The sequence below is a fragment of the Promicromonospora sp. NPDC060271 genome, from assembly GCF_042726755.1.
Taxonomy (GTDB): Bacteria; Actinomycetota; Actinomycetes; order Actinomycetales; family Cellulomonadaceae; genus Promicromonospora.
On the sequence record NZ_JBHXBG010000002.1, the window covers coordinates 1 to 23,783 of the forward strand.

At 72.9% G+C, this 23,783-nt stretch carries 27 protein-coding genes; 14 read left to right on the forward strand and 13 right to left on the reverse strand.

Annotation, left to right across the window (positions count from 1 at the left end; all coding sequences use genetic code 11):
- Positions 1–123 precede the first annotated feature (123 nt).
- Entirely contained in the window at positions 124–777 is a 654-nt protein-coding gene (locus tag ACFWE2_RS00400; protein ID WP_377222218.1) for a hypothetical protein, read from the forward strand.
- A 26-nt stretch (positions 778–803) separates the two neighbouring features.
- Here ACFWE2_RS00400 and ACFWE2_RS00405 read toward each other — a convergent pair whose 3' ends face one another.
- Positions 804–1,499 (reverse strand): SDR family NAD(P)-dependent oxidoreductase, encoded by a 696-nt coding sequence (locus ACFWE2_RS00405; RefSeq protein WP_377222219.1) that lies wholly within the window; start codon positions 1,497–1,499, stop codon positions 804–806.
- Between the two features lie 139 nt (positions 1,500–1,638).
- Between ACFWE2_RS00405 and ACFWE2_RS00410 the strand changes: the two genes are divergently transcribed.
- Positions 1,639–2,508, forward strand: a complete 870-nt coding sequence (locus ACFWE2_RS00410) for a helix-turn-helix transcriptional regulator (RefSeq protein WP_377222220.1) — start codon at positions 1,639–1,641, stop codon at positions 2,506–2,508.
- On the opposite strand, the gene ACFWE2_RS00415 is transcribed toward ACFWE2_RS00410, so the two are convergent.
- Positions 2,480–3,232, reverse strand: a complete 753-nt coding sequence (locus ACFWE2_RS00415; protein ID WP_377222221.1) for an SDR family oxidoreductase — start codon at positions 3,230–3,232, stop codon at positions 2,480–2,482. The two genes, ACFWE2_RS00410 and ACFWE2_RS00415, sit on opposite strands and share 29 nt — an antisense overlap.
- A gap of 100 nt (positions 3,233–3,332) precedes the next feature.
- Here ACFWE2_RS00415 and ACFWE2_RS00420 point away from each other — a divergent pair, with 100 nt between their 5' ends.
- Positions 3,333–4,160 (forward strand): helix-turn-helix transcriptional regulator, encoded by an 828-nt coding sequence (locus ACFWE2_RS00420; RefSeq protein ID WP_377222222.1) that lies wholly within the window; start codon positions 3,333–3,335, stop codon positions 4,158–4,160.
- A gap of 28 nt (positions 4,161–4,188) precedes the next feature.
- The gene (nhaA, locus tag ACFWE2_RS00425; RefSeq protein ID WP_377222223.1) at positions 4,189–5,589 is read left to right on the forward strand and encodes a Na+/H+ antiporter NhaA; all 1,401 of its coding nucleotides are present in this window, start codon (positions 4,189–4,191) and stop codon (positions 5,587–5,589) included.
- 139 nt (positions 5,590–5,728) lie between these two features.
- Here nhaA and ACFWE2_RS00430 read toward each other — a convergent pair whose 3' ends face one another.
- Entirely contained in the window at positions 5,729–7,837 is a 2,109-nt protein-coding gene (locus ACFWE2_RS00430; protein WP_377222224.1) for a BTAD domain-containing putative transcriptional regulator, read from the reverse strand.
- 33 nt (positions 7,838–7,870) lie between these two features.
- On the opposite strand from ACFWE2_RS00430, the gene ACFWE2_RS00435 reads away from it, so the two are divergent.
- Positions 7,871–8,746, forward strand: a complete 876-nt coding sequence (locus ACFWE2_RS00435; RefSeq protein WP_377222225.1) for an alpha/beta fold hydrolase — start codon at positions 7,871–7,873, stop codon at positions 8,744–8,746.
- Between the two features lie 27 nt (positions 8,747–8,773).
- Here the strand turns inward: ACFWE2_RS00435 and ACFWE2_RS00440 are convergent, their stop codons facing one another.
- Together ACFWE2_RS00440 and ACFWE2_RS00445 are read right to left on the reverse strand one after the other, a co-directional pair.
- A complete protein-coding gene (locus ACFWE2_RS00440) occupies positions 8,774–9,367 on the reverse strand; it encodes a DsbA family protein (RefSeq protein ID WP_377222226.1) in 594 nt (197 codons plus the stop codon).
- Between the two features lie 4 nt (positions 9,368–9,371).
- The gene (locus tag ACFWE2_RS00445; RefSeq protein WP_377222227.1) at positions 9,372–9,938 is read right to left on the reverse strand and encodes a TetR/AcrR family transcriptional regulator; all 567 of its coding nucleotides are present in this window, start codon (positions 9,936–9,938) and stop codon (positions 9,372–9,374) included.
- Positions 9,939–10,076: 138 nt separating this feature from the next.
- On the opposite strand from ACFWE2_RS00445, the gene ACFWE2_RS00450 reads away from it, so the two are divergent.
- Positions 10,077–10,919, forward strand: a complete 843-nt coding sequence (locus ACFWE2_RS00450) for an alpha/beta fold hydrolase (protein WP_377222228.1) — start codon at positions 10,077–10,079, stop codon at positions 10,917–10,919.
- 33 nt (positions 10,920–10,952) lie between these two features.
- Here the strand turns inward: ACFWE2_RS00450 and ACFWE2_RS00455 are convergent, their stop codons facing one another.
- A complete protein-coding gene (locus tag ACFWE2_RS00455) occupies positions 10,953–11,354 on the reverse strand; it encodes a winged helix-turn-helix transcriptional regulator (RefSeq protein WP_377222229.1) in 402 nt (133 codons plus the stop codon).
- Positions 11,355–11,478: 124 nt separating this feature from the next.
- Between ACFWE2_RS00455 and ACFWE2_RS00460 the strand changes: the two genes are divergently transcribed.
- The 3 genes from ACFWE2_RS00460 to ACFWE2_RS00470 all read left to right on the forward strand — a co-directional run bounded on the left by ACFWE2_RS00460 (position 11,479) and on the right by ACFWE2_RS00470 (position 14,058).
- A complete protein-coding gene (locus ACFWE2_RS00460; RefSeq protein WP_377222230.1) occupies positions 11,479–12,321 on the forward strand; it encodes an NAD(P)H-binding protein in 843 nt (280 codons plus the stop codon).
- 187 nt (positions 12,322–12,508) lie between these two features.
- Positions 12,509–13,090, forward strand: a complete 582-nt coding sequence (locus tag ACFWE2_RS00465; protein WP_377222231.1) for a cysteine hydrolase family protein — start codon at positions 12,509–12,511, stop codon at positions 13,088–13,090.
- Complete coding sequence (locus ACFWE2_RS00470; RefSeq protein WP_377222232.1) at positions 13,087–14,058, forward strand: GlxA family transcriptional regulator; 972 nt, start codon at positions 13,087–13,089, stop codon at positions 14,056–14,058. Before ACFWE2_RS00465 ends, ACFWE2_RS00470 begins: the two co-directional genes overlap by 4 nt.
- Before the next feature lie 66 nt (positions 14,059–14,124).
- On the opposite strand, the gene ACFWE2_RS00475 is transcribed toward ACFWE2_RS00470, so the two are convergent.
- Positions 14,125–14,925 (reverse strand): SDR family NAD(P)-dependent oxidoreductase, encoded by an 801-nt coding sequence (locus ACFWE2_RS00475; RefSeq protein WP_377222233.1) that lies wholly within the window; start codon positions 14,923–14,925, stop codon positions 14,125–14,127.
- 87 nt (positions 14,926–15,012) lie between these two features.
- On the opposite strand from ACFWE2_RS00475, the gene ACFWE2_RS00480 reads away from it, so the two are divergent.
- Positions 15,013–15,864, forward strand: coding sequence for a helix-turn-helix transcriptional regulator (locus ACFWE2_RS00480; RefSeq protein ID WP_377222234.1), 852 nt, complete (start codon positions 15,013–15,015; stop codon positions 15,862–15,864).
- A 25-nt stretch (positions 15,865–15,889) separates the two neighbouring features.
- On the opposite strand, the gene ACFWE2_RS00485 is transcribed toward ACFWE2_RS00480, so the two are convergent.
- From ACFWE2_RS00485 to ACFWE2_RS00495, 3 genes are all read right to left on the reverse strand, one after another.
- Positions 15,890–16,276, reverse strand: a complete 387-nt coding sequence (locus ACFWE2_RS00485) for a DUF1304 domain-containing protein (RefSeq protein ID WP_377222235.1) — start codon at positions 16,274–16,276, stop codon at positions 15,890–15,892.
- A gap of 66 nt (positions 16,277–16,342) precedes the next feature.
- Complete coding sequence (locus ACFWE2_RS00490) at positions 16,343–16,702, reverse strand: ArsR/SmtB family transcription factor (protein ID WP_377222236.1); 360 nt, start codon at positions 16,700–16,702, stop codon at positions 16,343–16,345.
- An 11-nt stretch (positions 16,703–16,713) separates the two neighbouring features.
- Positions 16,714–17,157 carry an SRPBCC domain-containing protein gene (locus ACFWE2_RS00495; protein WP_377222237.1) on the reverse strand — a complete coding sequence of 148 codons (444 nt, stop codon included), beginning with the start codon at positions 17,155–17,157 and terminating at the stop codon, positions 16,714–16,716.
- Positions 17,158–17,265: 108 nt separating this feature from the next.
- Here ACFWE2_RS00495 and ACFWE2_RS00500 point away from each other — a divergent pair, with 108 nt between their 5' ends.
- Positions 17,266–18,456: an MFS transporter gene (locus tag ACFWE2_RS00500; RefSeq protein ID WP_377222238.1), complete on the forward strand. Its 1,191-nt coding sequence runs from the start codon at positions 17,266–17,268 to the stop codon at positions 18,454–18,456.
- 40 nt (positions 18,457–18,496) lie between these two features.
- Entirely contained in the window at positions 18,497–19,345 is an 849-nt protein-coding gene (locus tag ACFWE2_RS00505) for a helix-turn-helix domain-containing protein (RefSeq protein WP_377222239.1), read from the forward strand.
- Here the strand turns inward: ACFWE2_RS00505 and ACFWE2_RS00510 are convergent.
- The 3 genes from ACFWE2_RS00510 to ACFWE2_RS00520 form a co-directional block, all read right to left on the reverse strand.
- Positions 19,244–20,437: an MFS transporter gene (locus tag ACFWE2_RS00510; RefSeq protein WP_377222240.1), complete on the reverse strand. Its 1,194-nt coding sequence runs from the start codon at positions 20,435–20,437 to the stop codon at positions 19,244–19,246. The genes ACFWE2_RS00505 and ACFWE2_RS00510 overlap by 102 nt on opposite strands.
- A 76-nt stretch (positions 20,438–20,513) precedes the next feature.
- Positions 20,514–21,158 (reverse strand): DedA family protein, encoded by a 645-nt coding sequence (locus ACFWE2_RS00515; RefSeq protein ID WP_377222241.1) that lies wholly within the window; start codon positions 21,156–21,158, stop codon positions 20,514–20,516.
- Between the two features lie 74 nt (positions 21,159–21,232).
- Positions 21,233–21,670: an Lrp/AsnC family transcriptional regulator gene (locus tag ACFWE2_RS00520; protein ID WP_377222242.1), complete on the reverse strand. Its 438-nt coding sequence runs from the start codon at positions 21,668–21,670 to the stop codon at positions 21,233–21,235.
- Positions 21,671–21,772: 102 nt separating this feature from the next.
- On the opposite strand from ACFWE2_RS00520, the gene ddaH reads away from it, so the two are divergent.
- Both ddaH and ACFWE2_RS00530 read left to right on the forward strand, forming a co-directional pair.
- A complete protein-coding gene (gene ddaH / locus ACFWE2_RS00525) occupies positions 21,773–22,681 on the forward strand; it encodes a dimethylargininase (RefSeq protein ID WP_377222243.1) in 909 nt (302 codons plus the stop codon).
- A complete protein-coding gene (locus ACFWE2_RS00530) occupies positions 22,678–23,706 on the forward strand; it encodes an ornithine cyclodeaminase (RefSeq protein ID WP_377222244.1) in 1,029 nt (342 codons plus the stop codon). Before ddaH ends, ACFWE2_RS00530 begins: the two co-directional genes overlap by 4 nt.
- Positions 23,707–23,783: the final 77 nt, after the last annotated feature.

Below are 23,783 nucleotides of genomic sequence, written 5' to 3' on the forward strand. Positions count from 1 at the left end.
CGGAACCCCTGGGGTTCCGGTCGCCCCGAGCCTGCCGAACACAATTCAGTCAGCGGCTGATCGGGCAGTGGCCGTCACGTAATTCCCGTGAGCGTGGCCGAGGAGGTCGCCTACGCTCCGAGCGTGCTTTCGTTCGAGACACTGCGTGACCTGCCGCACCGCGAGGCGACCCGACGTCTGCTCGACGACGGCTGGAACGTGTGCGGCATCGGGGACTGGGCGACGGTCTGGCGGTCGCCCGACGGGGCGAAGGTTGCCCGGGTGAGCCCGTTCGAGCCCGCCTACGAGGTCTTCGTTGAGCTGTGCCGCGGCCTGGAGGGGCATCCGCTCCTGCCGCGGATCGACTTCGACGCCCCGCTGGCCGGCGGCGGCCGGCTCACGGTGCTGGAGTTCCTGCTGCCGGTCGACCGGGCGGAGGCGGACGCCGTCGTCGGGCGCTGGGCCGCCGCCGCGCCGGACGACCCGATCACCGCCGTCCGGGAGCGGGCCGAGCGGCTGGACGCCGAGGCCGCAAGGTCCGTTCCGTTCTGGGGCGGGCTCGACCACAACCCGGGCAACGTCATGCGGAACGCCTCCGGCGAGCTCAAGCTCGTCGACCTGTTCTACGCCGCGGGCCTGGAGATCTACCGGGTCCTGCTGGAGGACCCGGGAAAGATCGCCGAGGCCTTCCCGCCGGACCGGCGCGCGTACCTCCTCGACATCGCGGCAGTGGCCCGGATGTCGACGCCGGACGAGATCGCGGCGCTCCGGACGGCGGCGGAGAGCATCGGCGGTTAGGTCAGCGGGTCACCGCCCCTTTCACGTCACCAGATGACGGGGCCCTCGTCGTCGAAGAAGCCGCCGGTCGGGCCGTCGCCGCCGATCAGCGCCATGCGGACGATGATCTCGGCGCCCTGCTCCACGGTCTTGTACCCGCCGTGGTCGTTGAAGTCGGTGGCGGTGTAGCCGGGGTCGACGGCGTTGAACCGGATGCCCGGAAACTCCTTGGCGTACATGGCGTTGACCATGACCAGCGCGGCCTTGGAGGAGCTGTAGTCCATGAGCTTCACGTGGAACTCGACCCGGCTGGGGTCGGTGACCGCCGCCAGCGAGCCCAGCCCGCTGCTGACGTTGACGACCACCGGGTTGTCGCTCTCCTGCAGCAGGGGCAGGAAGGCCCGCGTCACCCGCACCGGCCCGAAGACGTTCGTGTCGTAGACGTGCAGCATGTCGTCGCCGGTCACGTCGCCAGGGGTCTTCGGTACACCGGTGATCCCTGCGTTGTTGACCAGCACGTCGAGGTGGCCGGCCTCGGCGCGGACGGCGTCGGCGGCTGCCTGGACCGAGTCGTCGTCCGTCACGTCGAGCTGGACGAAGCGGCCGCTGAGCCGCGCGGCGGCTGCCTTGCCGCGCTCCGGGTCCCGCGCCGCGACGTAGACGGTGTGCCCGGCCTCGATGAGGCGGCGGGCGGTCTCGTAGCCGAGGCTCTTGTTCGCGCCGGTGATGAGGGTGGTCGTCATGGTTCTTCGCTCCGAGCTGGTGGTGGTTCCCGCTGACATCTCCACCGTCGTCCCTCCGGAGGAGGACAGACAGAGCCCGGCGCAGCCTGGGTACGGCCAGTACCAGGCTGTTCCCGTCCGCCCTCGATACGTTGGGGGCATGAGCGGATCCACGGAGCTGGGCAGCGCGCTGCGCGCCTGGCGCGACCGCACCGCGCCGGCGGAGGTGGGCCTGCCCTCCGGTGGCGTGCGGCGAGCCGCCGGGCTGCGCAGGGAGGAGCTCTCGCAGCTCGCCAGCCTGTCCGTCGACTACATAGTGCGGCTGGAGCAGGGTCGGGCCACCTCGCCGTCGCCGCAGGTCCTGTCCTCGCTCGCCCGCGCCCTGCGGCTGTCCGACGCCGAGCGGGAGCACCTGTACGTCCTCGCCGGCCAGCCGGTGCCGGGCCCGGGGCACGTCTCCCAGGTCATCCCGCCGGGTGTGCGGCGGCTGATCGACCAGCTCGACGGCGCCCCGCTGAGCGTGAACGACGCGGCCTGGAACGTGGTGCTGTGGAACCCGCTGTGGGCAGCCCTGCTCGGCGACCCGACCCAGCTCTCCGAACGCGAGCGCAACCCGATCTGGCGCCACTTCGTGGGCCCGGCGTACAGCATCCGGCAGTCCCCGGAGCATGGCGCCAGGTTCGAGGCGGCGATGATCACGGACCTGAGGGCGGCACGGGCCCGCTACCCGGCCGACGCCGGCCTGCTCTCCCTCGTCGAGGACCTCCGTGGCGCGAGCGCCGACTTCGCCCGGCAGTGGGACGCCGGGGTCGTGGGCGAGCACGTGTCGAACCACAAGACGGTCCTGCACCCCGCCGTCGGCCCGCTGGTCCTGGACTGCGACGTGCTCGCGGTACCGGGCAGCGACCTGCGCATCGTCGTCTACACAGCCGCGGCCGGCAGCGAGGACGCCGACCGGCTGCGGCTGCTCGGCACCATCGGCACCCAGGTGCTCGGTCCGGTCAGCGCTGGGCCGCCGGGCGCACGATGATCTCGTTCACGTCGACGTCGGACGGCTGGTCCAGGGCGAACGAGATGGCCCGGGCGATCGCGTCCGCCGGGATGATGTTGCGGCGGTAGACCCGCACGAAGTCCTGCGTGGCGGGATCGGAGATGTGCTCGGCGAGCTCGCTCTCGACCACGCCGGGCGTGATCGTCGTGACCCGGATGCTCGGGTCCGACTCGAGCCGCAGGCCCTCGGTGATCGCCCAGGCCGCGAACTTCGTGGCGGAGTAGACGGCCGACGTCGGGACCACACTGTGCGCGGCGATCGAGGCGACCGTGACGACGTGGCCGCCGCCCTGCCGCCCGAAGTGCGGCAGCACCGCGGCGATGCCGTGGAGCAGCCCGCGCACGTTGACGTCGATCATCTGCTCCCACTCGTCCACGAGCAGCGCGTCGAGCCGGGACAGCGGCATGACGCCCGCGTTGTTCACGATGACGTCGATGCGCCCGTGCTCCTCGACGACCCGGTCCACGACGGCGCGCACGTCGTCGCGGTCGGTCACGTCGAGCCGGTGGGCGCTCGCCGCCCCGCCGTCGGAGTGGATCTTCTCCACCACGGCCTGGAGGCGGTCCGTCCGGCGTGCGCCGAGCACCACGTGGTGGCCCTCCGACGCGAGCCGGAGCGCCGTGGCCTCGCCGATGCCGCTGCTCGCGCCGGTGACGAGGACGATCTTGGAGGTGCTGGTCCGGGTGTTCGTCTCTGTGCTCATGCCTCCAGGCTGCGGCGCCGCACCAGGCCCAGGAAGGACGCCGTCCTCCTGGGTGCGGCACACCCTGGATACGCGCGGCCGGCCGGGTACCGTCGAAGGCATGACCGCATCACCGCTCGGCGACTACCTGCGCGGCAGGCGTGCGCAGCTGACCCCGGAGGCGCTCGGCCTGCCCGTGTACGGCAGGCGCCGCGTCGTCGGCCTGCGGCGCGAGGAGGTGGCGATGCTGACCGGCGTCAGCGTCGACTACTACGTCCGGCTCGAACAGGGCCGCGAGGTGAACCCGTCACCGCAGGTCCTGGACTCGCTCGGCGAGGTGCTGCGCCTGGACGACGACGGCAGGCAGCACCTCTACCGGCTGGCCGGCCTCAGCCCCCGGCCGGCGAGCCCGGCGGCGGTCGAGGAGGTCGACAGCGCGCTGCTGGAGCTCATGCTCTCCTGGCGGGACAGCCCCGCGCTCGTGTTCGGACGGGCCTTCGACGTGCTGGCGAGCAACCCGCTCGGCGAGGCGCTCTTCTGCGGGTTCCCGTTCTCCCGGAACCTGACCCGTGCGACCTTCCTCGACCCCACCGCGCGCACCTTCTACCCGGACTGGCACCACGTTGCCGAGAACGCCGTGGCCGGGCTCCGCCTGGCCGACGGGCTCACGCCGGGCAACCCGGCGATCCGCGCGATCGTCGACGAGCTGCGCGTGAAGAGCCCGGACTTCGTGCGGCTGTGGGACCAGCACGACGCGCGCGGCAAGCGCCTGACCAGCAAACGGTTCCTGCACCCCCAGGTGGGGCACCTGGAGCTGCGCGTGCACGCCTTCGCCGTCCGCGGTGTGCCGGGCCAGGAGCTCGTCGTCTACCACGCGACCCCGGGCTCGCCGGCCGCCGAGGCGCTGGCCCTGCTCGGCACGATCGCCGCGACGAGAGCGATCGGCTGACGCCGGCCGACTCTGTCATTCTTGACCCGTGACAGACCGGATCCCCACCGGAGTTCCGACCAGGCCGGGACCCCGGCCCAGGGTGGACATCCCGTACCCGCGCCTCTCCCCGGGGCTACGCAGCTACTTCGCGACCGAGGGCGGGGGAGCGACGCTCCTGCTCGCGGCGTCGGCCATCGCCCTGGTCTGGGCGAACGTGGCGGGCGGCTCGTACCACGCGCTGTGGGAGACGCCCGTCAACCTCACGGTCGGCACCTGGGAGCTGCACCTCTCGCTGCACCACTGGGTGAACGACTTCCTCATGGCGGTGTTCTTCTTCGTGGTCGGCGTCGAGGTCAACCGCGAGCTCACCGTCGGCGAGCTGCGCACGTTCCGCGCCGCGTCCGTGCCGCTCTTCGGGGCGATCGGTGGGCTCGCCGTCCCGATCGGCATCTACCTGCTGATCAACCCGTCCGGCCCGGACGCGTCCGGCTGGGGGCTGCCGATGTCCACGGACACGGCGTTCGTCATCGGCGTGCTCGCGCTCGCGGGGCCACGTTGCCCCGACCAGCTTCGCGTCTTCCTGCTCACGCTGGCGATCTTCGACGACATCGGCGCCATCGCCCTCCTCGGCATCTTCTACACCGACGCGATCTCCATGGGCGCGCTGGCGCTCGCGGCGCTGCTCACGCTCGTGCTGTTCGCGATGCGCTGGATCGGCGTCTGGCAGATCCCGCCGTACCTGCTCGTGGGCCTGATCCTGTGGGTGGCGGTCCTCGAGTCCGGGCTGCACCCGACGCTCGCCGGCGTCGTCGTGGGTCTCGCGGTCCCGACCACCCGCCGGGGACGCGACGACGAGGCGCGCCGACATCTCGGGTGGTACGCGCGCGCCCTCATGGAGGAGCTCGACCCGGCCCGCTCCCGCCTCGCCGTCAGCGCGGCGCGGTCGGCGGTCCCCACGAGCGACCGCATCCTCGACGCGCTGCACCCGGTGAGCTCGTACTTCGTGGTGCCGGTGTTCGGGCTGGCCAACGCGGGCGTCGCGCTCACAGGGGAGTCGATCGGCGCGGCCATGTCCAGTCCGGTCACGCTCGGTGTGCTGGTCGGCCTCGTGCTCGGCAAGGGGATCGGCGTCTTCGCCGGTGCGATGGTCGCGCTCGTGACCAGGCTCGGTACCCTGCCCGGCCAGGTGCGCTACGGCCACCTCGCCGGCGGTGCGTTCCTGTGCGGTATCGGGTTCACCATCGCGCTGTTCGTCAGCGAGCTCGCGTTCGACGACGAAGCCCTGATCAACGAGGCCAAGGTGGGCATCATCGTCGGGTCGATCCTGTCCGGCGTCATCGGCATCGTGGTCCTGCGGTACTTCGGTGACCGGCTGCCGCTCTGCTCGCCCCACGAGGCCAGCGGCCCGCCGCCGCTGCCGGAAGGCGCCTGGCGGCCGCCGGCGTGACCGGACGGAGCGATTGTGCCCACAAAGCACGCCGCTTCCGGGCACAATCGCTCGGTCGGTCGCCGCGTCGGAGCGATTGTGCCCACTTCGCGTGCGACTTCCGGGCACAATCGCTCGGTCGCCGCGTCGCCCTGCACGGTTATGCGGCCAGGAACTCCGCCAGCGCGTCCAGGTGATCCCGCACGGGACCGGCCGTGAGGACACCGCTGCCCGCCGACACCTCGTCGGCCGCCGGGACGAGCGCCGTCCGGGCGCGGTCGGCGACCCGGCGGTCGCCGACCGCCATCGCGGCCCGCCCAGCCAGGATCCACAGCACCTCGGCGAGCAGACCGGGCGGCGGGTCAGGGATCCGGCGGACGGCGGCCGCGGCCTCGGCGTCCGCCCCGCGGGCCAGGAGCAGGTGCGGGCGGGCCCAGGGCTCGTAGGGGCCCCAGCGGGTGCCCGCCACGTTGCCGTCGCGGCCGGCCGAGCCACGACCGCCGTCGGCAGGGCCGCCGCCGGCAGAGCCGCCGTGGGCCACACCGCCGCCGGCAGAGCCGCCGCGGGCCGTACCGCCGTCCGCCGCACCGCCATCCGCCGTACCACCCCCGGCCGTACCACCGTCGTCAGCACCGCCGTCCGCCGGTACGCCCCGCCACACCCGCAGAGCGAGCAGCGCCAGCGGGAGCAGCCCGTCCGCCAGCCCGGGCATCCCCGAACCGTCCAGCGACCCGGCCGCCTGCCGGTAGGCCCGCTCGGCGATCTCCACCGGCGCGCCCGACGCCGCGACCCGCAGCGCCGCGAACCACCCCGTGAACACGCCGACCAGCGGCCGCTCGTACCGCTCACCCAGTGCGGCGGCCTCGTCCGCGTGCTGCTGCGCCGTCTCCCACCGGCCGAGGGCCGCCAGCGCCTGCGTCCGCACCAGGTGCCCCAGGATCTCGAACGTGGACAGCCCCTGCCCGGCCCCGAGCGCGATCAGCTCGGCGCCGACGGCGGCCCGCTCGGAGGCCAGGCCCGTACGCTCGAAGCCCGTCAGGTACCGGCCTGCCAGGGCGAACGCGAGCACCGCCGGGTCGCCGGCCCGCCGAGCGAGGGTCTCCGCCTGACGCGCGGCCTCGGGCCCCCGCGGCCGGGGCAGCCCGCGTGACTCCATGGCGACGGTCGCGAGCAGCCGGGCCCGGACGGCGTCGGGCGCGTCCTCCGGGAGGGCGGCCAGCGTGCGCTCGGCGGCGGCGACCACCTCGGCGGCCAGGTCCGCGTCGTCGGACCGCGTCCATGCCCCGGGGACGTCGAACGCGCCGATCACCCGGGCGGTGAGCTCGGGGTCGCCGAGCTGCTCGGCGGCGCGGACGGCGGCCACCCGCTGCGAGCGGGCGGCCGCCAGGCCCTCGCCACCGGACAGCGCAAGGGTGCGCAGGAGCGTCGCCGTCGACTCGAGGCGGCTGCGGGCACCGGCGGCGACCACTCGCTCGTACGCGGAGGCGGTGTCGCGCCAGACGTCGTCGGGCGTGGCCGCGTCGGCGCCGACCTCGTGCCGCAGCACCCGGCCCTCCAGCTCCGCGAGCCGCGGCCCCGGGTCGACGCCGAGCTCGTCGGACAGCATGACTCGCGCCCTGCGGAGCACGGCCAGCGCGTCCGCCTGCCTGCCCGACCGGTACAGCGCGAGCGCCAGCAGGCGCCACGCCTCCTCCCGCCACGGGTGCTCGGCCACGTGCGCGTCCAGACCCGGTACGACGCCGGCCGCGTCGCCCAGCGCGATCCGCACCTCGGCGCGGCGTTCCGTGGCGACGAGCCGCACCTCGGCCAGCCGGGCCCGCTCGGCGACCGCCCACGGCTGGTCCAGTCCCGCGTACGGGGTGCCACGCCAGGCACCGAGTGCCCGGTCGAGCGACGTCCGGGCGGCCGCTGGGGCCAGGTCGCGGGCCTCGGCCACCGCCGTCTCGAACGACCAGGCGTCGACATCGACGTCGCGCAGGGCGTACCCCGGCCCGTCGGTCACGAGCAGCCGGGCGGGTGTGCGTGCCGTCCGCCCGGGCTCGAGGCCGCGGCGGAGCGCCGCGACGAACGTGCGCACGGCCGCCAGCGCGCCCTGCGGCGGTTCGGCCCACAGGTCCTGGACCAGGCGGTCGGCGGTCACCGTGCGGCCGCCCGCCGCGACCAGCCGCGCCAGGACGGCGCGCTGGCGGGGGCCGCCCAGGGCCGCCTCTGCGCCGTCGACCCACGCGGTGACCGGGCCGAGCACCCCGACCCGCACGTCGTTACTCATCGCTTGCTCATCCACGTCCTGGAGATTCGGGGCATGACACAGAAGATCCCTGGGCTCGACCACCAGCGCGTCGCCGTCGGCGACGTCGTCCTCAACGTAGCGGTAGGCGGCTCCGGCAGCCCTGTCGTGCTGCTGCACGGCTTTCCGCAGACCCACCTCATGTGGCGCCACGTCGCGGCGGACCTCGTCCGTGACCACACCGTGATCGTCCCTGACCTGCGCGGTTACGGTGCCAGCGACAAGCCCGCCGAGCTCGACCGCGACACCTACTCGAAGCGGACCATGGCACAGGACGTGGTCGCGCTCGCCGGCGCGCTGGGCCACGAGACGTTCGCCCTCGCCGGCCACGACCGGGGAGCGCTCGTCGCGATCCGCGCAGGTCTGGACCACCCGGACCGGGTCACCCACCTGGCCGTCCTCGACGTCCTCCCGACCCTCGACATGTGGGACGTGCTGCACGGCGCCGACGCCGCCGTCGCGTTCCACCTGTACCTGATGGCCCAGCCGCCGGGCCTGCCCGAGCGGATGATCGAGGCCAGTGCCGACGACTTCTTCGGCTTCTTCCTCGACGCCTGGGGCACCTCCGCCGACGCGATCCCGGCCGACGTCCGGGCCGAGTACCTGCGGGCCTCGCGGGAGGCGGTGCCGTCGATAGTGGCGGACTACCGCGCGTCGGCCGGGATCGACGTCGAGCACGACCGGGCCGACCGGGCAGCCGGACGGCGGCTCGCCATGCCGGTCACCGTGCTCCAGCAGGACTGGGGCGCGGCGCTCGGCTACGACGCGGCCGGCCTGTGGTCCGCGTGGGCCGACGACCTGGAGCACCGGACGCTCGACGCGGGGCACTTCATGGCCGAGCAGTCGCCGCAGGAGGTGGTGGCCCACCTGCGGGCACTCCTGACGCGGTAGGTCACCGCACGTTCGACGAACGGGCGGTCACCGGCGGAAGCGGGCGCGCTTGCGGGACATCGACATGGTGTCCCGCAGGTCGGTGACCGTGACGGCGCCCAGGTACGGCTCGCCGTTGATGAACAGCGTGGGCGTGCCGTGCACCCCGGAATCGATGCCTGCCTGGTAGTCCTTGCGGACGGCGCCGGCGAACCGCTGCGCCGGGTCGCCGACCAGGGCGCTGGTCTCGAGGCCGAGCTGTTCGCCGTACCGGATGATCGACGCGTCGTCGAGGCTGTCCTGGTTCTTGAAGAGCAGGCCCGCCATCGGCCAGAACGCCCCCTGGTGGCCCGCCGCCTCGGCCGCGAGGGCTGCCGTCAGCGCGTACGGGTGCGGTTCGAACAGGGGGAAGTGGCGCCACACCAGGCGGACCTGGCCCTCGGAGCCGTTGACGAGCTCGTGCAGCACGGGCTTGGCCGCACCGCAGTAGGGGCACTCGAAGTCGCCGAACTCCGTGATGGTGAACGGTGCCTCGGGGTTGCCGTACGCCCAGCGGAGGGCGAAGTCACCCTCGTGCGGGCCGGTCTGCAGGGCGTAGGGAGTGGCTCCCGGTACGCCGCCGGTGGTGTCGTCGGTCGTCATGTCCTCATCCTCTCGCAGCTGCCGCGTCCAGCAGGGTCTCGGCCGCCGCGCGGGCCTGGTGCGCCGCGTCCGGGGTGCCCGCGATGGCGGCAGTGGTCTGCGCGCCCTCGGCGAGGATCGCGAGCTGCGGCGCCAGGGTGGCGGGCGCACCGGCGTCCGCCACGAGGCGGGCGACGTACTCCTGGAAGCTGCGCTTCTGCTCGCGGACGGCGTCCACGACCGCCGTCGAGCCGGAGCCGAGCTCGCCGTGCGTGTTGATGAACGCGCACCCGCGGAAGTCCGGCTCCCGGAACCAGGCGTCGAGGAAGTCGAAGATCGCGAGGATGCGCTCGCGGGCCGACGTCGCCCGCTCCGACGCGGACGCGAGGCCGGAGTCCCAGACGGTGGTTCGGTGGTTGAGCACGGCGACGATCAGCTCGTCCTTCGAGGCGAAGAGCGAGTAGATCCGTTTGAGCGAGACGCCCGCCGCCGTCCGTACGGCGTCCATGCCGACGGCCTGGACGCCGTGCGCGTAGAACAGCCCGTCCGCGGCCTCGATCACCGCCTCGCGAGCGGTCTTCTCGTCGAGCATCCGATCTCACCCCACTTTTCGCTCCGCACGACTTGCGCGGAGAACGTTCGTTCTCTACTGTAGCGGATATCGGCAGAGAACGACCGTTCTCCGTCGGGCCACAGGATGGCAAGCGGGAATTCAGGAGAGGAACACATCATGGGTTTCATCACGGTCGGCGCCGAGAACAGCACCACCACCGAGCTCTACTACGAGGACCACGGCACGGGGCAACCGGTCGTCCTCATCCACGGCTACCCGCTGGACGGCAACAGCTGGGAGCGCCAGTCGCGTGAGCTGATCGCCGCCGGGTACCGCGTCATCACGTACGACCGCCGCGGGTTCGGCAAGTCGAGCAAGGTCGGGGCCGGCTACGACTACGACACCTTCGCCGCCGACCTCGACACGGTGCTGAACACGCTCGACCTGCGCGACGTCATCCTCGTCGGCTTCTCGATGGGTACCGGTGAGCTGGCCCGGTACGTGAAGAACTACGGCCACGAGCGCGTCGCCAAGCTCGCGTTCCTCGCGTCGCTCGAGCCGTTCCTCGTCGCGACCGACGACAACCCGACCGGCGTGCCGCAGTCGGTCTTCGACGGCATCGAGGAGACCGCTCGCGCCGACCGGTTCGCCTGGTTCACGAACTTCTACCAGGACTTCTACAACCTGGACGAGAACCTCGGCAGCCGGATCAGCCAGGAGGCCGTCACGGCGAGCTGGAACACGGCGACGGGCAGCGCGCCGGTCGCGGCCTACGCCGTCGTCTCGGCCTGGATCGAGGACTTCCGGGCCGACGTCGAGGCGGTGCGCGCCGCGGGCAAGCCGTCCCTGATCCTGCACGGGACCAAGGACAACATCCTCCCGATCGACGCGACGGCCCGCCCGTTCCACAAGGCGTTCCCCGAGGCGGAGTACGTCGAGATCGAGGGCGCGCCGCACGGCCTGCTCTGGACCCACGCGGCCGAGGTGAACGAGGCGCTGCTGGCCTTCGTCAAGGCCTGACGCGCGGGTAGGAACGGGCCCGCTCCTCCGCGATCAGCGGGGGAGCGGGCCCGTGTACGTGGCGCGGGCCGCTGCGACATCGGCCATGTGGGCGTCGCTCCACTCGCCCAGGGCAGCGAAGACGGAGTGGAGGCTGCTGCCTAGCTCGGTGATCTCGTACTCCACGCGCGGCGGTACCTCCGCGTAGATCCTGCGCCGCACCAGGCCGTCCCGTTCGAGCTGGCGCAGGCGCTGCGTGAGCACCTTCGGCGTCACGCCGATGCGCCGCTCCAGCTCGACGAAGCGCTGGGTGCCGTGGGCCTGCAGCACCCACAGGATCGGCGTCGTCCACCGGCTGAAGACGAGCTCCACGACCGGTGAGATGGGGCAGGCGGTGGCCGGGTCGTCGTCGGGCTGCGGCGACCACGTGCTCGTGGTGGCTCTCGCGTTCGGCATGGCAGGCTCCAATACTTTCCTGAGGGAACCTACTGTACTCAGGCTCGTAACGTCGGCGGCGGAGCGGCCGGAGGGGTCGCCGGGCCCCGGTTCGGGGCCGTGTCGCACGAGCCAAGGAGCACTCATGATCGTCGTCACCGGAGCCACCGGAAACATCGGCCGACCGCTGGTCGCCGAGCTCGCCCGACGGGGCCATGACGTCACAGCCCTGTCGCGCGCGGGCACCGCCCCGCTCGACGACCCCCGGGTCCGCGGCGAGCGCGCGGACCTTGCCGACCCGGACAGCCTGCGCACCGCCGTCGACGGCGCGGAGGCGTTGTTCCTCCTGGTGCCGGGCTCGGGTGAGCACCTGGACACCGAGCGGATCATCGGCACGGCCGCCGATGCGGGCGTGCGGCGCCTCGTCCTGCTCTCGTCGCTCGGCGCGGCGACGCGGTCCGGATCGGTCTCGCACGGACCCCTCGCCCAGCTCGAGAAGCTGGTGCAGGGGTCGGGCCTCGACTGGACGGTGCTGCGGCCAGGGGACTTCGCCAGCAACGCGTTCGCCTGGGCGCCGTCGGTCCGCGCGGAGCGCACCGTGCGCGCGCCGTTCGGCGACGTCGCACTGCCCGCCGTCGACCCGTCCGACATCGCCGAGGTCGCGGCGGCCGCGCTGGTCGACGACGGCCACGCGGGCCGCACCTACGCGCTCACCGGTCCCGCCGCGGTCTCGCCGCGCGAGCGGGCCCAGGCGCTCGCCGAGGCGCTCGGCGTCCCCCTGAACTTCGTCGAGCTCACGTACGAGGAGGCACGGGCCGGGATGCTCGCGTACATCCCGGAGCACGTGGTCGACGGCACCCTGGCGATCCTGGGCGAGCCGCTCCCGGAGGAGCAGGTGGTGAGCCCGGACGTGGAGACCGTGCTGGGCCGGCCCGCGCGCACCTTCGCCGACTGGGCGCGGCGGAACACGGCGGCGTTCGCGGCCTGACGGGCACAGTGCCCCGGCGGCTGACTCGCTGGATCCGGTCCGGTGAGTCAGTCGCCTGGTCCGACCAGGCGACTGACTCAAGCCCCCTCGGCGCAACGAGTCAGCATGCTGGTCCGTGACCAGATCCGTCCGCCTCGCGACCCGATCCGGCCTCCCGCCCCGGCGCCGGCGCGCCCAGACTGGAGACATGAACCGAGCGCTGATCGTCGTAGACGTCCAGGAGTCCTTCCGTGTCCGCCCGCAGTGGGCCGACACCCTCAACCCGGGGATCGCCCAGCCCGTCAACCGGCTCGTCGACCTGGCCCGTGCGGCCGGGGACCTCGTCGTCTGGGTGCTGCACACCGAACCAGGCACTGGCAACGCGTTCGACCCGGAGTCCGGCAACGTCCGGCTGTTCGCCGAGCTGAGCGAGCCCCTGCCCGACGAGCCGGTGCTCCGCAAGACGTCGCACAACGCGTTCACGACCACCAACCTGCAGCAGATCCTCACCGCGCACGGCGTCGCGGAGCTGCGCGTCTGCGGCATCCGGGCCGAGCAGTGCGTCGAGACCACCACCCGGGTCGGCTCCGACCTCGGCTACGCCATGACGTTCGTGAGCGACGCCACCAGCACCGACCCGCTCGGCCGGTTCAGCGCCGCCGACATCCTCGAACGCACCGAGGCAGTGCTCCGTGACCGGTTCGCACGGATCGCCACCGTCGCGGAGCTCGAGTCCGAGGCAGATCCTGGGGCGGGGGCCGAGGTGGGCGTGACAGCATCAGCCTCGTGACCACTGTCGTCTTCGTGCTGCTGCCCGGGGTCCACCTGCTCGACCTGGCGGGCCCCGCGCAGGCCTTCTTCGCGGCGGGCGACTTCGGCCGGCCCTACGACCTGCGGTACGTGTCCGGCGTCGAGCCCGATGGTTCCGTGGACGGCGGGGCCGGCGGCCCGCGGCCCGACGCCGGCGTGGTCGCCTCGGCGCAGGGCCTCCCGCTCGTGGCGGGAACCGACTGGCCGGAGCTCGGCCCCGACGACCTCGTCGTCGTGCCCGGGTGGCGGGTCGACGGCGTCAAGGCCGCCTGGCCCCGGGTGAGTGCCCCGCTGCGCGAGCGGCTCGCGGCCCACCACGGCGCGGGCGGCACCGTCGCGAGCGTGTGCGCGGGGGCGGACGCCCTCGGCCAGGCCGGCCTGCTGGACGGCCGGCGCTGCACCACGCACCATGCCGTCCAGGACGATCTCGCCGCCCGCTACCCGCTGGCGCACGTGGTCAAGGACGTCCTGTTCACGACGGACGGCGGAGTGGTCACCTCCGCGGGCATCGCGAGCGGCATCGACCTCTCGCTGCACCTGCTCGCGATGCGGCACGGCCCCGCGCTCGCCGCCCGGGTGGCCCGCGAGATGGTGGTGTACACCCGCCGGAACGGGACGGAGCCGCAGGCCAGCGCGATGCTGCGACACCGGTCGCACGTCGACGACACGGTCCACCGGGTACAGAACCATATCGACACCCACTTCGCGCAGACCCTGCCGCTCACCGAGCTGGCCGCGCACGCCGGTGTCGCCGCGCGCACGCTGACCAGGCTGTTCACCCAGGCAGCCGGGATGACGCCGCTGCGCTACCAGCAGCTGCTGCGGCTCGAACGGGCGGAGCACCTGATCGGGCACGGGGCCACGGTCGAGTCGGCGGCCCGCACGGTCGGCTTCCAGGACCCGCGAATGCTGCGCCGCCTCCGCAACGCCCCCCACCCCGCCCGTTGAGTGCTGGATATTTGTGCGTTTGGCAGCCCCAGGCGCACAAATATCCAGCACTCAACGAGGTTTGGGTCAGGCGCCCGCGCCGCCGTCCACCTGCAGGATCGTTCCCGTGACGTATGAGGCCCGGTCGCTGAGCAGCCAGGCCGCTGCCTCGGCGATCTCCTCGGGCTGGGCGCCCCGGCGCAGCGGGATCCCGGGCGTCAGCTGCTCCATCAGTCCGGGAGTGTGCTCCTCCCAGGCCTCGATCATCGCGGTGTACGTGCCGCCGGGGGAGACCGCGTTGACCCGGATGCCCTCCGGCCCGTAGGTGACGGCGGCCGACTCGGTGAGGCTGTTCACGCCCCTCTTCATCGCGCCGTAGGCGGGCAGCACGGGGTTGGCCCGCAGGCTGCCGATGCTGGTGTTGTTGACGATGGCGCCGGTACCCGCCGTGGCCCGGATGGCGTTGATCTCCGCGACCATGGCCAGCCACGGCCCGCGCAGGTTCACGGCGTAGAGGCGGTCGAAGTCGGCCTCGGAAACCTGGTCCAGCGGCTCGGGCGGGGTGAACGTGGCGCCGTTGTTGAACGCGACGTCCATGCGTCCGTGCAGCTTCACCACCTGGTCGACGGCGGCGCGCACGCTGTCGGCGTCGGACAGGTCGGCCACCGCGTAGTCCGCGGTGCCGCCCGCCGCCCTGACCTCGTCGGTCACAGCCTTGAGCTGCGATTCGGTGCGGGCCGTGAGGAACACCGCTGCGCCCTCCCGGGCGAACAGGCGGGCCGAGGCCGCGCCGATGCCGCGGCCCGCGCCCGTGATGAAGGCGACCTTGCCGGCCAGCAGGCCGGCTCCGGTCGTCGTGGTGGTCGCTTCGGTGGTTGGTGTGCTCATACCGTCGAGCCTGCGCCGGGCACCGGGGCCCATCCAGGCAGCGCGAGTACCTGGCTACCGTTCCGCCGTCTGCGCATACTTCAAGGTATGGACCGAGCAGAGCTCGCGACGTTCCTGCGCGGCAGACGGGAACGGATCACGCCCGCCGACGTCGGCCTGCCCGCCGGACCGCGCCGCCGTACGCCGGGCCTGCGCCGCGAGGAGGTGGCGCAGCTCGCCTACATCTCCACCGAGTACTACACGCGGCTGGAGCAGGCCCGTGGCCCGCACCCGTCACGCGAGGTGCTGAGCGGCCTCACCCGGGCGCTGCGCCTGTCCGACGCCGAGCGCGGCTACCTGCACGAGCTCGCCGGCGTGCCCCCGGGCCCGCCCCCAGGACCGCCGCGCGAGGTCCGGCCGAGCGTCCGGCTCATGCTGGACCGGTTGCCGCAGGCCGCTGCCTTCGTCACCTCCGCGACCCTCGAGGTCGTCGCCTGGAACCGGCTCGCGGCGGCGCTCATGGAGGACTGGTCGGCGCTGCCCCGTCGTGAGCGCAACCTCGCCCGCCGGGCGTTCCTCGGCTCCCAGGCGCCGGGGGAGCGGCTGTACGGGGTCTCGGACGCCGGCGAGTTCGCCCGCTCGTCCGTCGCCCGGCTCCGCACCACGGCGGCCCGGTACCCCGACGACCCCGAGGTGACCGCGCTGATCGACGAGCTCCTCGCGGGCAGCCCGGAGTTCGTCGACCTGTGGACGGCGGGCGACGTGCGGGCCGAGCACGTGCTGCGCAAGTCGTTCCGGCACCCGCTGGTCGGCCTGGTGACCGTGAACTGCGACGCCCTCGACCTCACCGACCAGGATCAGCACGTGGTGGTCTACACGGCGGACCCGGGATCGCCGTCGGAAGAGGCCCTACGCCTCCTGGCGGTCATCGGCACGCAGCGCATGGACGTCCCCACCTGAGCGCCCACGGCCAGGTGGCTGGGGGTCACAGGAGCAGGCCGACCACGACGGCGATGACCGCCAGCAGCGGGACGAGGCCCTGCTTCAGCGCCGCGTCGCGCTTGGTCGGGTCCGAGATCACCAGCACGAGCGCCGCCGCGGCCATCGAGCCGGTTCCGGCGAGCACGAGGGCCGCACCCGCCGCCGTCGACCCTGCGGCCGTGAGGACGATGCCGATGCCGGCGACGATCGCGAGGAACAGGTTGTAGTAGCCCTGGTTGAGGGCCATCGGCCGGGTCGCCTCCGCCTGTTCCGCGGTCATCCCGAACGTCGCCAAGGTCTTCCGGTCGGTCCAGGCGAAGGCCTCCAGGTAGAAGATGTAGACGTGGACCAGGGCTGCGACGCCCGCGAGCACGAGACCGGCGATCAGCATGTTGACTCCTTGGCTGTGGCATGACCTGCGGGCATGCACCCGCAGTATGTCAGGGCAAGGGTCAGGTCAGCGCGACGGCGGCGCGTTGTCCGGATGCGCCCCGCCGTCCAGCCGCGCCTTGAGCGCGGCGAGCGGGGAGTCCCAGTCCCGCGCGAGGGCCGCGAGGAACTGCTGGGCCACCTGCATGGGCGTCGAGTGCAGCCGGTAGCGCACCCGGCGGCGCTCGCCGGGTTCGGGAATCACCAGCCCGGCGTCCGTCAGCAGGGTCAGGTGCTTCGCGATCGCCTGCCGGGTGATGGGCAGCCGGCCGGACAGGTCCGTCGCCGTCGCGGGGCCGCGGGCCGCGAGCTCGCCGAGGATCGCGCGCCGGGTCGGGTCGGCGAGGGCGGCGAAGACCTGCTCGGCGACCTTCTCCGGCTCGTTCACGGGACCGTCGTTCACGCGGCAGCGAGATGTGCGGCGAGCTCGCCGAGCTCCCGCTCCCACCCGGTGACGTGGTCCGGATATGCCACCGCGTGGTCGTCGGCGGGGAACTGCGCGAAGCCCGTCTCCGTCACGGTCAGCTGGGTGCTCGTCCCGGCGGGGTCGCCGGCCGGCTCCAGCGTGAACTCGACGTAGGTGCGGCGCGGGTCGTCCTCGGGCATGCCGTGGATCTGCCAGGTGAAGGCGAAGGCCGTCGGCTCCTCCACACGTTCGACGCGGAGGTCGTGGCGGGCGCCGTCGTCCCACGCGATCCGGGCGGTGCCGCCCGGGCGCAGGTCGATGTCGGCGTGGTGGCCGAACCAGGACGCCAGGCCTTCCGCGGTGGTGACGGCGGCCCAGACGGTGGCGGGCGGGTGGCCGAGCTCGATGGTCCGCACTATGCGATCGGGGAAGGACATGCCTCGGAGCCTATGCCCGGCCACGCCTTGACGCAACCAATCGGTTGCCATAGTGTCGCAATCATTCGGTTGCGATACGGCGCGGCCGCTGCCCACCCGGAGGAACGCATGGACGTACGGACGCAAGCGGTTCCCGCCGCGCCGCCGTCGGCCCGCCGCACGCTCTCGACGCTCTTCGCGGCGAACTTCGTGCTCGGTACCGCCGAGACACTGGTGATCGGCCTGCTGGTGGTGATCTCGGGTGACCTCGGCGTGTCGGTGCCCGCCGCCGGAGGTCTGGTCACCGCCTACGCCGTCGGCCTGGCCGCGGGCGGTCCGCTCCTGACCATGGCGACCGTGCGGCTCGACCGGCGGACGGTGGTCCGCGGCTCCGTGGCCGTCTTCGTGGTGGGCAACCTGCTCGCCGTCGTCACCGCCGACTACCTGACCTTCCTGGTCGCGCGCGGGGTCACCGGTGCACTGCACGGCCTCTTCCTGGCGACGGCGTTCACGGTCGCCACCGCCGTCGTCCCACGCGAGGCGGCCGGCCGGGCGATGGCAGCGATCCTCCTTGGCAACACGCTGGCCGGGGCGTTCGGCGCCCCGCTCGGGACGGCGCTCGGACAGGTCGCCGGCTGGCGCGGCGCCTTCGTCGCCGTGGCGGCGCTCGGCGCGCTCGTCCTGGCCGCGTGCTGGTTCCTGGTCCCGTCCCTGCCTGGTGCGAGCGCGGACGACGCCGGACGCGGGCAGCTGCGGAACGCCTTCGCGCCCCGGGTGCTCGCGCTGCTCGTCGTCTGCTTCCTGGTTTTCGCCGCCTCGTGCGCCGCCTGGAGCTACGTGGTGCCGTTCCTCGGGGAGGTCACCGGGGTCTCCGGTGCCATGGTCGGGGTCTACCTGATGATCTACGGCGCGGCGACGGCCGCCGGCGCCTACGTGGGCGGCCGCCTGGCGGACTGGGACGCGTCGCGCGCGCTGGTCCTCGGGTTGACCGGCCTGACGCTGTCGCTGGTGGCGCTGTGGTTCCTCGGTTCGTCGCCGGTCATGGTTGCGCTGATCCTGGCGCTGCTCGGCCTGTGCACCATGGGGATGGCGCCGTCCCTGCAGCACCGGGTGGTCGGTCTGGCGGGGCCGGGCGCGCCGCTCGCGCAGTCGCTGCCCGCGTCGGCCGCGAACGTGGGCGTCGCGACGGGAGCCGCGGTCGGCGGCCTCGCGATCACCGGGTTCGGCGTGCCGGCCGCTGTCGCGGTGGGCGCCCTGATCGGTGCGGTGGCGATCCCGGTCGCGATGGCCACGAGCCGGCTGCGGCCGGTCCGGGAATAGGGGACGCGCGTTCGTGGCTCCGTCTCGTATGGAATGGGACATGACGACGCTGAAGCGCGAGCAGCTACCCGCTGACGCGACCCTGGTGCGGTCCGGTGCCCTGTGGGCACTGATCGTGTCCGGAGCCGCGACGCTCGAGACGGCGGGCGGCCGCCGGACGATCCTGCCCGGCGACGCGGTGCTCGTCGATCCCCGGACGGCATACCGGCTCACCGCCGATGTCGACACCGACCTCGTGCACGGAGACCTCTGGCGGACGGCCCCCGCCACGCCGTGGTCGAGCCCGCTGGTCCTGCGGGGGTTCGGCGACGAGCACCGCGGCGTCGTCGCGCTCGTGACCACCTGCCCGCTCAGCGTGGAGTGCAAGGCTGACCGGTTCGCCGCGGCCTACGCGGGCCTCATCGGCGCGGCGATCTCAACCATGCCCCGACCGGCAGAGATGGTCGGCGGCCCGGCCGGCGGCGGACCCGGCCCGGCCGACGACCCGGAGGTGGCCGAGGTGGTCGCCGCCCTCGCGGCGAGCCCGGGCGAGCGGTGGACCCTCGACCGGATGGCCGGCCTGGTGCACCTGTCGCGCTCGGCGCTGACCGAGCGGTTCCGCCGTGCGACCGGGCACAGCCCGATGCGGATGCTGCGCGAGGTGCGCATGAACCGGGCCCGCACCCTGCTCACCAAGCGGTGCCTGGCGGTCACGCGGGTGGCGTTCGAGGTGGGGTACGGGTCGGTCGCCGCGTTCAGCCGGGCGTTCGCCGCGGACCACGGGGTCTCGCCGCTCACGTGGCGGGCGTCAGGAGCGGGGTATCCGCAGGAGCGCCCAGCCGATCCCCGCTGCCACCGCCGCGCCCGCGCCGACCAGCAGCAGCGATCGGACGCCGTACCCGTCCAGTAGTGCTCCGCCCAGCGCGGAGCCCGCCGTGATCGCCACCTGGAAGGCGGTGACGCTGAGCGCCATCGCGGACTCCGTCCGCTGGGGCTCGACGCGTGCGCCCCAGAGCTGGACGACGACAGGGATCATGTTGAACGCGAAGCCCCACAGGACCACCGCGACGGCCAGCACCGGCACGGACGAGGCGTTCGCCGTGAGCACCAGGGAGATGCCGAGCGCGACCGGCGCGGCTCCGGCCAGCGGGCGCAGCCAGCGCGCGAGCATCCCAGCCACGATCGTGCCGGTGACGGCGCCAGCGCCCCAGGCAAGCAGCATCCAGGTGGTCGCGCCGGGATCGATGCGATCGATCGCGAGGCGGATGTACGGGTAGGCCGCGAAGTTGCCGAGCGCGACCAGCACCACGCACCCGATGCCCGCCATCAGCCGCCCGTTCCGCAGGGCCTCGCGCAGCATCCGCAGGCCGGCCGTCGGGTGGGCAGGGACGGAGGGAAGGGCCACGGCGAGGGCGACCGCGCTGATCGCGCAGAGGACGGCGGCGCCCCCGAACGCCGTCCGCCAGCCGACGGCGTCGCCCACTATCGAGCCGAGCGGGACGCCGAGCACCGTCGCGATGCTGACACCGAACGAGATGGCCGACGACACCAGGCGTTCCTTGCCCGGGGCGGCGTGGGTGCCGACGCCGAAGGCGAACGACCAGTACCCGGCGATCGCGATGCCGAGCAGGAGGCGGCCGATCAGCAGCACGGCGAAGCTGGGTGCGACGGCGACCGCGAGGTTCGACACCGTGGCGGCGGCGAGCAGGCCCAGCATGACCTTGCGCCGGTCCGTCCGGGGGAGGAGCACGGCGATGCTCGGCGCCGTGAAGGCCCCGGCGATCGCCGTAGCGGCCACGGCAAGGCCGGCCGTGCCCTCGCTCACGCCGATGTCGGCCGCCAGGCCGGGCAGGACGCTCGCGGGCAGGAACTCGCTGGCGACCAGGATGGCGATCCCGGACGCGAGCGCGACGACCGGTGTCCAGGTCGTGCGGGGCGGGGTGCTCAGGTCAGTGCTCGGTGGTGATGACTGTGCGGGCACAGTGGTGCTCTGGGTGGGCATGCCTCAAGCCTGGACGTCGCAGGCTCCGCCCGGTTGATCCCTCGACGCCCCCAGTTGATCGGTCGGCCAGGAAGCGTCAGGACGCGCTCGTCGCGGTGCGGGCAGCCCGGTCCTGGTGCCAGGCGCGGATGCCCGCGACCACCGAGGCCGCGATGACGACACCAGCGACCACGTACGCGACGGGCCGTACCGACGGGTCCGACGCCGCGAGGTACCCGAGCACCGTGATGAGGACCGCCCAGCTCAGCGCCCCGAACACGTTCGCGGTGAGGAAGCGCAGGTACGACATGCCGCCGACCCCCGCGATCACCGGGACGAACACACGCGCCCACGGCATGTAGCGGCCGATGACGACCGACCACCAGCCGAACAGCTCGTAGAACCGTTCGGTGCGCACCACCATCGACTGCACCCAGCGGCCCTTCCGGGAGCTGAGGTACGGCCGCCCGTACCTGCGGCCCAGGAGGAACGCGACCTGGTCGCCAGCCACCGCCGCGACGCCGACGCCGATCGCCAGCACCCAGATGTCGATGCGGTCGGTGCTGCCTGCGACGATGCCGGCGCCGAACAGCAGGCCGTCCCCGGTGAGGAACGGGATGAAGACACCGACGAAGAACGCGGTGCCGACGAAGACGAGGCCCCAGACGACCAGGTAGAACGCGAGAGGTCCGAGCACGTCGAGCCAGCCGGCGACGTCGTCGGAGACCGTGGTTCTGAGCATCGGGGGCGCCCTCCGGTCCGATGAGGAAATCCTGTTAGGACACCCTAAGGCGTAGGAAGCCGAATCCGGTCAGGTCAGGCGCCCGGACGGTCGACGACGCGCGACATCACGAGCGCCGTCCGTGTCTTGACCACGTGCGTGACCGTCCGGATGCGCTCCACCACGTGCTCTATCTGCTCCATGTTCGCGGCCATGACGTGCACCATCGCGTCGGCGTCGCCGGTAATGGTCGAGACCCGGACCACCTCGGGGATGGGCGCGAAGTCGCGCTCGAGCACCGCGGGGGAGACGATGCCGGAGCAGAAGATCTCCACGTACCCCTCCAGCGTCCAGCCCATCGCCTGCGGGTCCACCCGCACGGTGAAGCCAGCGATCTCCCCACGGGCGATCATGAGATCCACCCGGCGCTTCACGGCGGGCGCGGAGAGGCCGACGACGCTGCCGACCTCCTGGTACGTGGCACGTCCGTCGCGCAGCAGCTCGCCGACAATTGCCCGGTTCACGGCATCCATGAACGAATCGTTCAGTACGGCGCGCGATTGCGCAAGAAACCGTGGCTGAATGCACAACGGAAGCAGGGTTGTTGTGAATCGGTACGCACGTAGCCTCACGCCATGACGCAGACCACCGCGCCCCTGACGCAGACCAGCGCGCAGCGCACCGCCACGCCGCGGCACTACCTCATGTGCCCGCCCACGTACTTCGACGTCGTCTACGCCATCAACCCCTGGATGGACCCGTCGTCGCCCGTCGACACCGCCAAGGCGCTCGCCCAGTGGGAGGCGCTGCGCGCCGCCTACGAGGCCCGCGGCCACCGCGTCGACGTGATCGAGCCCGAGCCCGGCCTGCCCGACATGGTCTACGCGGCCAACGGCGGGATCGTGGTGGGCGGGCGCGCGCTCGCCGCCCGGTTCACCTACCCGGAGCGCGCGGCCGAGGGCCCGGCGTACGACCGCTGGTTCGGCACCCCCGCGGCCGAGGGCTACCGCCGGCTCGGCGAGGCCGTCGAGACCATGGAGGGCGAGGGCGACCTGCTGCTGATCGGCAAGCTGCTGCTCGCGGGCACCGGCTTCCGCACGACGCCCGCCGGCCACGCCGAGGTGGCCGAGCGCCTGGAGCTGGCCGAGCAGGGCGTCGAGCTCGTCCCGCTCGAGCTCGTCGACCCGCGCTACTACCACCTCGACACCGCTCTCTCGGTGCTCGACGACGGCGCCGTCTCCGGCGAGACGGTCGTGGCCTACTACCCCGAGGCGTTCAGCCCGGCGGCGCAGGAGACGCTGCGCCGCCTGTTCCCCGACGCGATCCTCGTGGGCGCCGACGACGCCGCCGTGCTCGGCCTGAACGTCGTGTCCGACGGGCTGCACGTGTTCCTCAGCGACCGCGCCCGCGACTACGCCGACGCGCTCAAGGAGCGGGGCTTCGTGCCGGTCGGCGTCGACCTGTCCGAGATCTTCAAGGGCGGCGGCTCGGTCAAGTGCTGCACGCTCGAGCTGCGTCCCGCCACCACCGAGGAGACCCGATGACCACGGTCCCGTACCTGGACGTCGCCGCGACCGCCCGCTGGGTGGCCCGCCGCGGCCCCGAGGCGGCCATCGCCGCCCTGACCGACGCGCTGGAGCGCGACTTCGCACGCTGGCCCGAGCTCGACAAGCGGCCGCGTATCGCGTCGCACTCGAAGGAGGGCGTGATCGAGCTCATGCCGACCTCCGACGCGGAGACCTACGGCTTCAAGCTGGTCAACGGGCACCCGCTGAACCCGTCGCGCGGGTTCCAGACGGTGACGGCGATCGGCATGCTCGCCGACGTCGGCAACGGCTACCCGACGTTCCTCGCCGAGATGACGCTGCTCACCGCGCTGCGCACGGCCGCGACCTCCGCGCTGGCCGCGCGGTACCTCGCGCCGGCGGAGTCGCGGACCCTCGCGCTGATCGGCTGCGGCTCGCAGGCCGAGTTCCAGGCGCTGGGCATGCGCGCGGAGCTGGGCATCGAGACGCTCCGTATCTTCGACGTCGACCCGCTCGCCATGGAGAAGCTGGCCAGGCACGCCAAGGCGCTCGGCTTCGACGTGGTCATGGCGGTCGACGCCGCTGACGCCGTCCGCGGCGCCGACGTCATCACGACCTGCACCGCCGACAAGCAGAACGCGACGGTGCTGCACGACGCCGACGTCACCGGTGGGGTGTTCATCAACGCGATCGGCGGCGACTGCCCGGGCAAGACCGAGCTGGACGCGGCGATCATCGCCCGTGCGAGCGTCTTCGTGGAGCTGCCCGAGCAGACCCGCATCGAGGGCGAGATCCAGCACCAGGCGCCGGACTTCCCCGTCACCGAGCTGTGGCAGGTCGTCACGGGGGCCGCACAGGGCCGCCGGAGCCAGGACGAGCTGATCGTGTGGGACTCCGTCGGGTTCGCCGTTGAGGACTGGACCGCGCTGAAGTTCGTGCTGGAGGACGTGACGGCGAACGCCCCGGAGCTGCTGCAGCACCTGGACCTCATCGCGGAGCCGCAGGACCCGAAGGACCTGTTCTCCCTGGTCGCGGAGGCCTGACCCTCCCCCTCCGTGGGGTGGGGGGGGATTTTTTTTTCAAGCGCGCCCCCGGAACCAAAAAAAAAACAAACACCAAG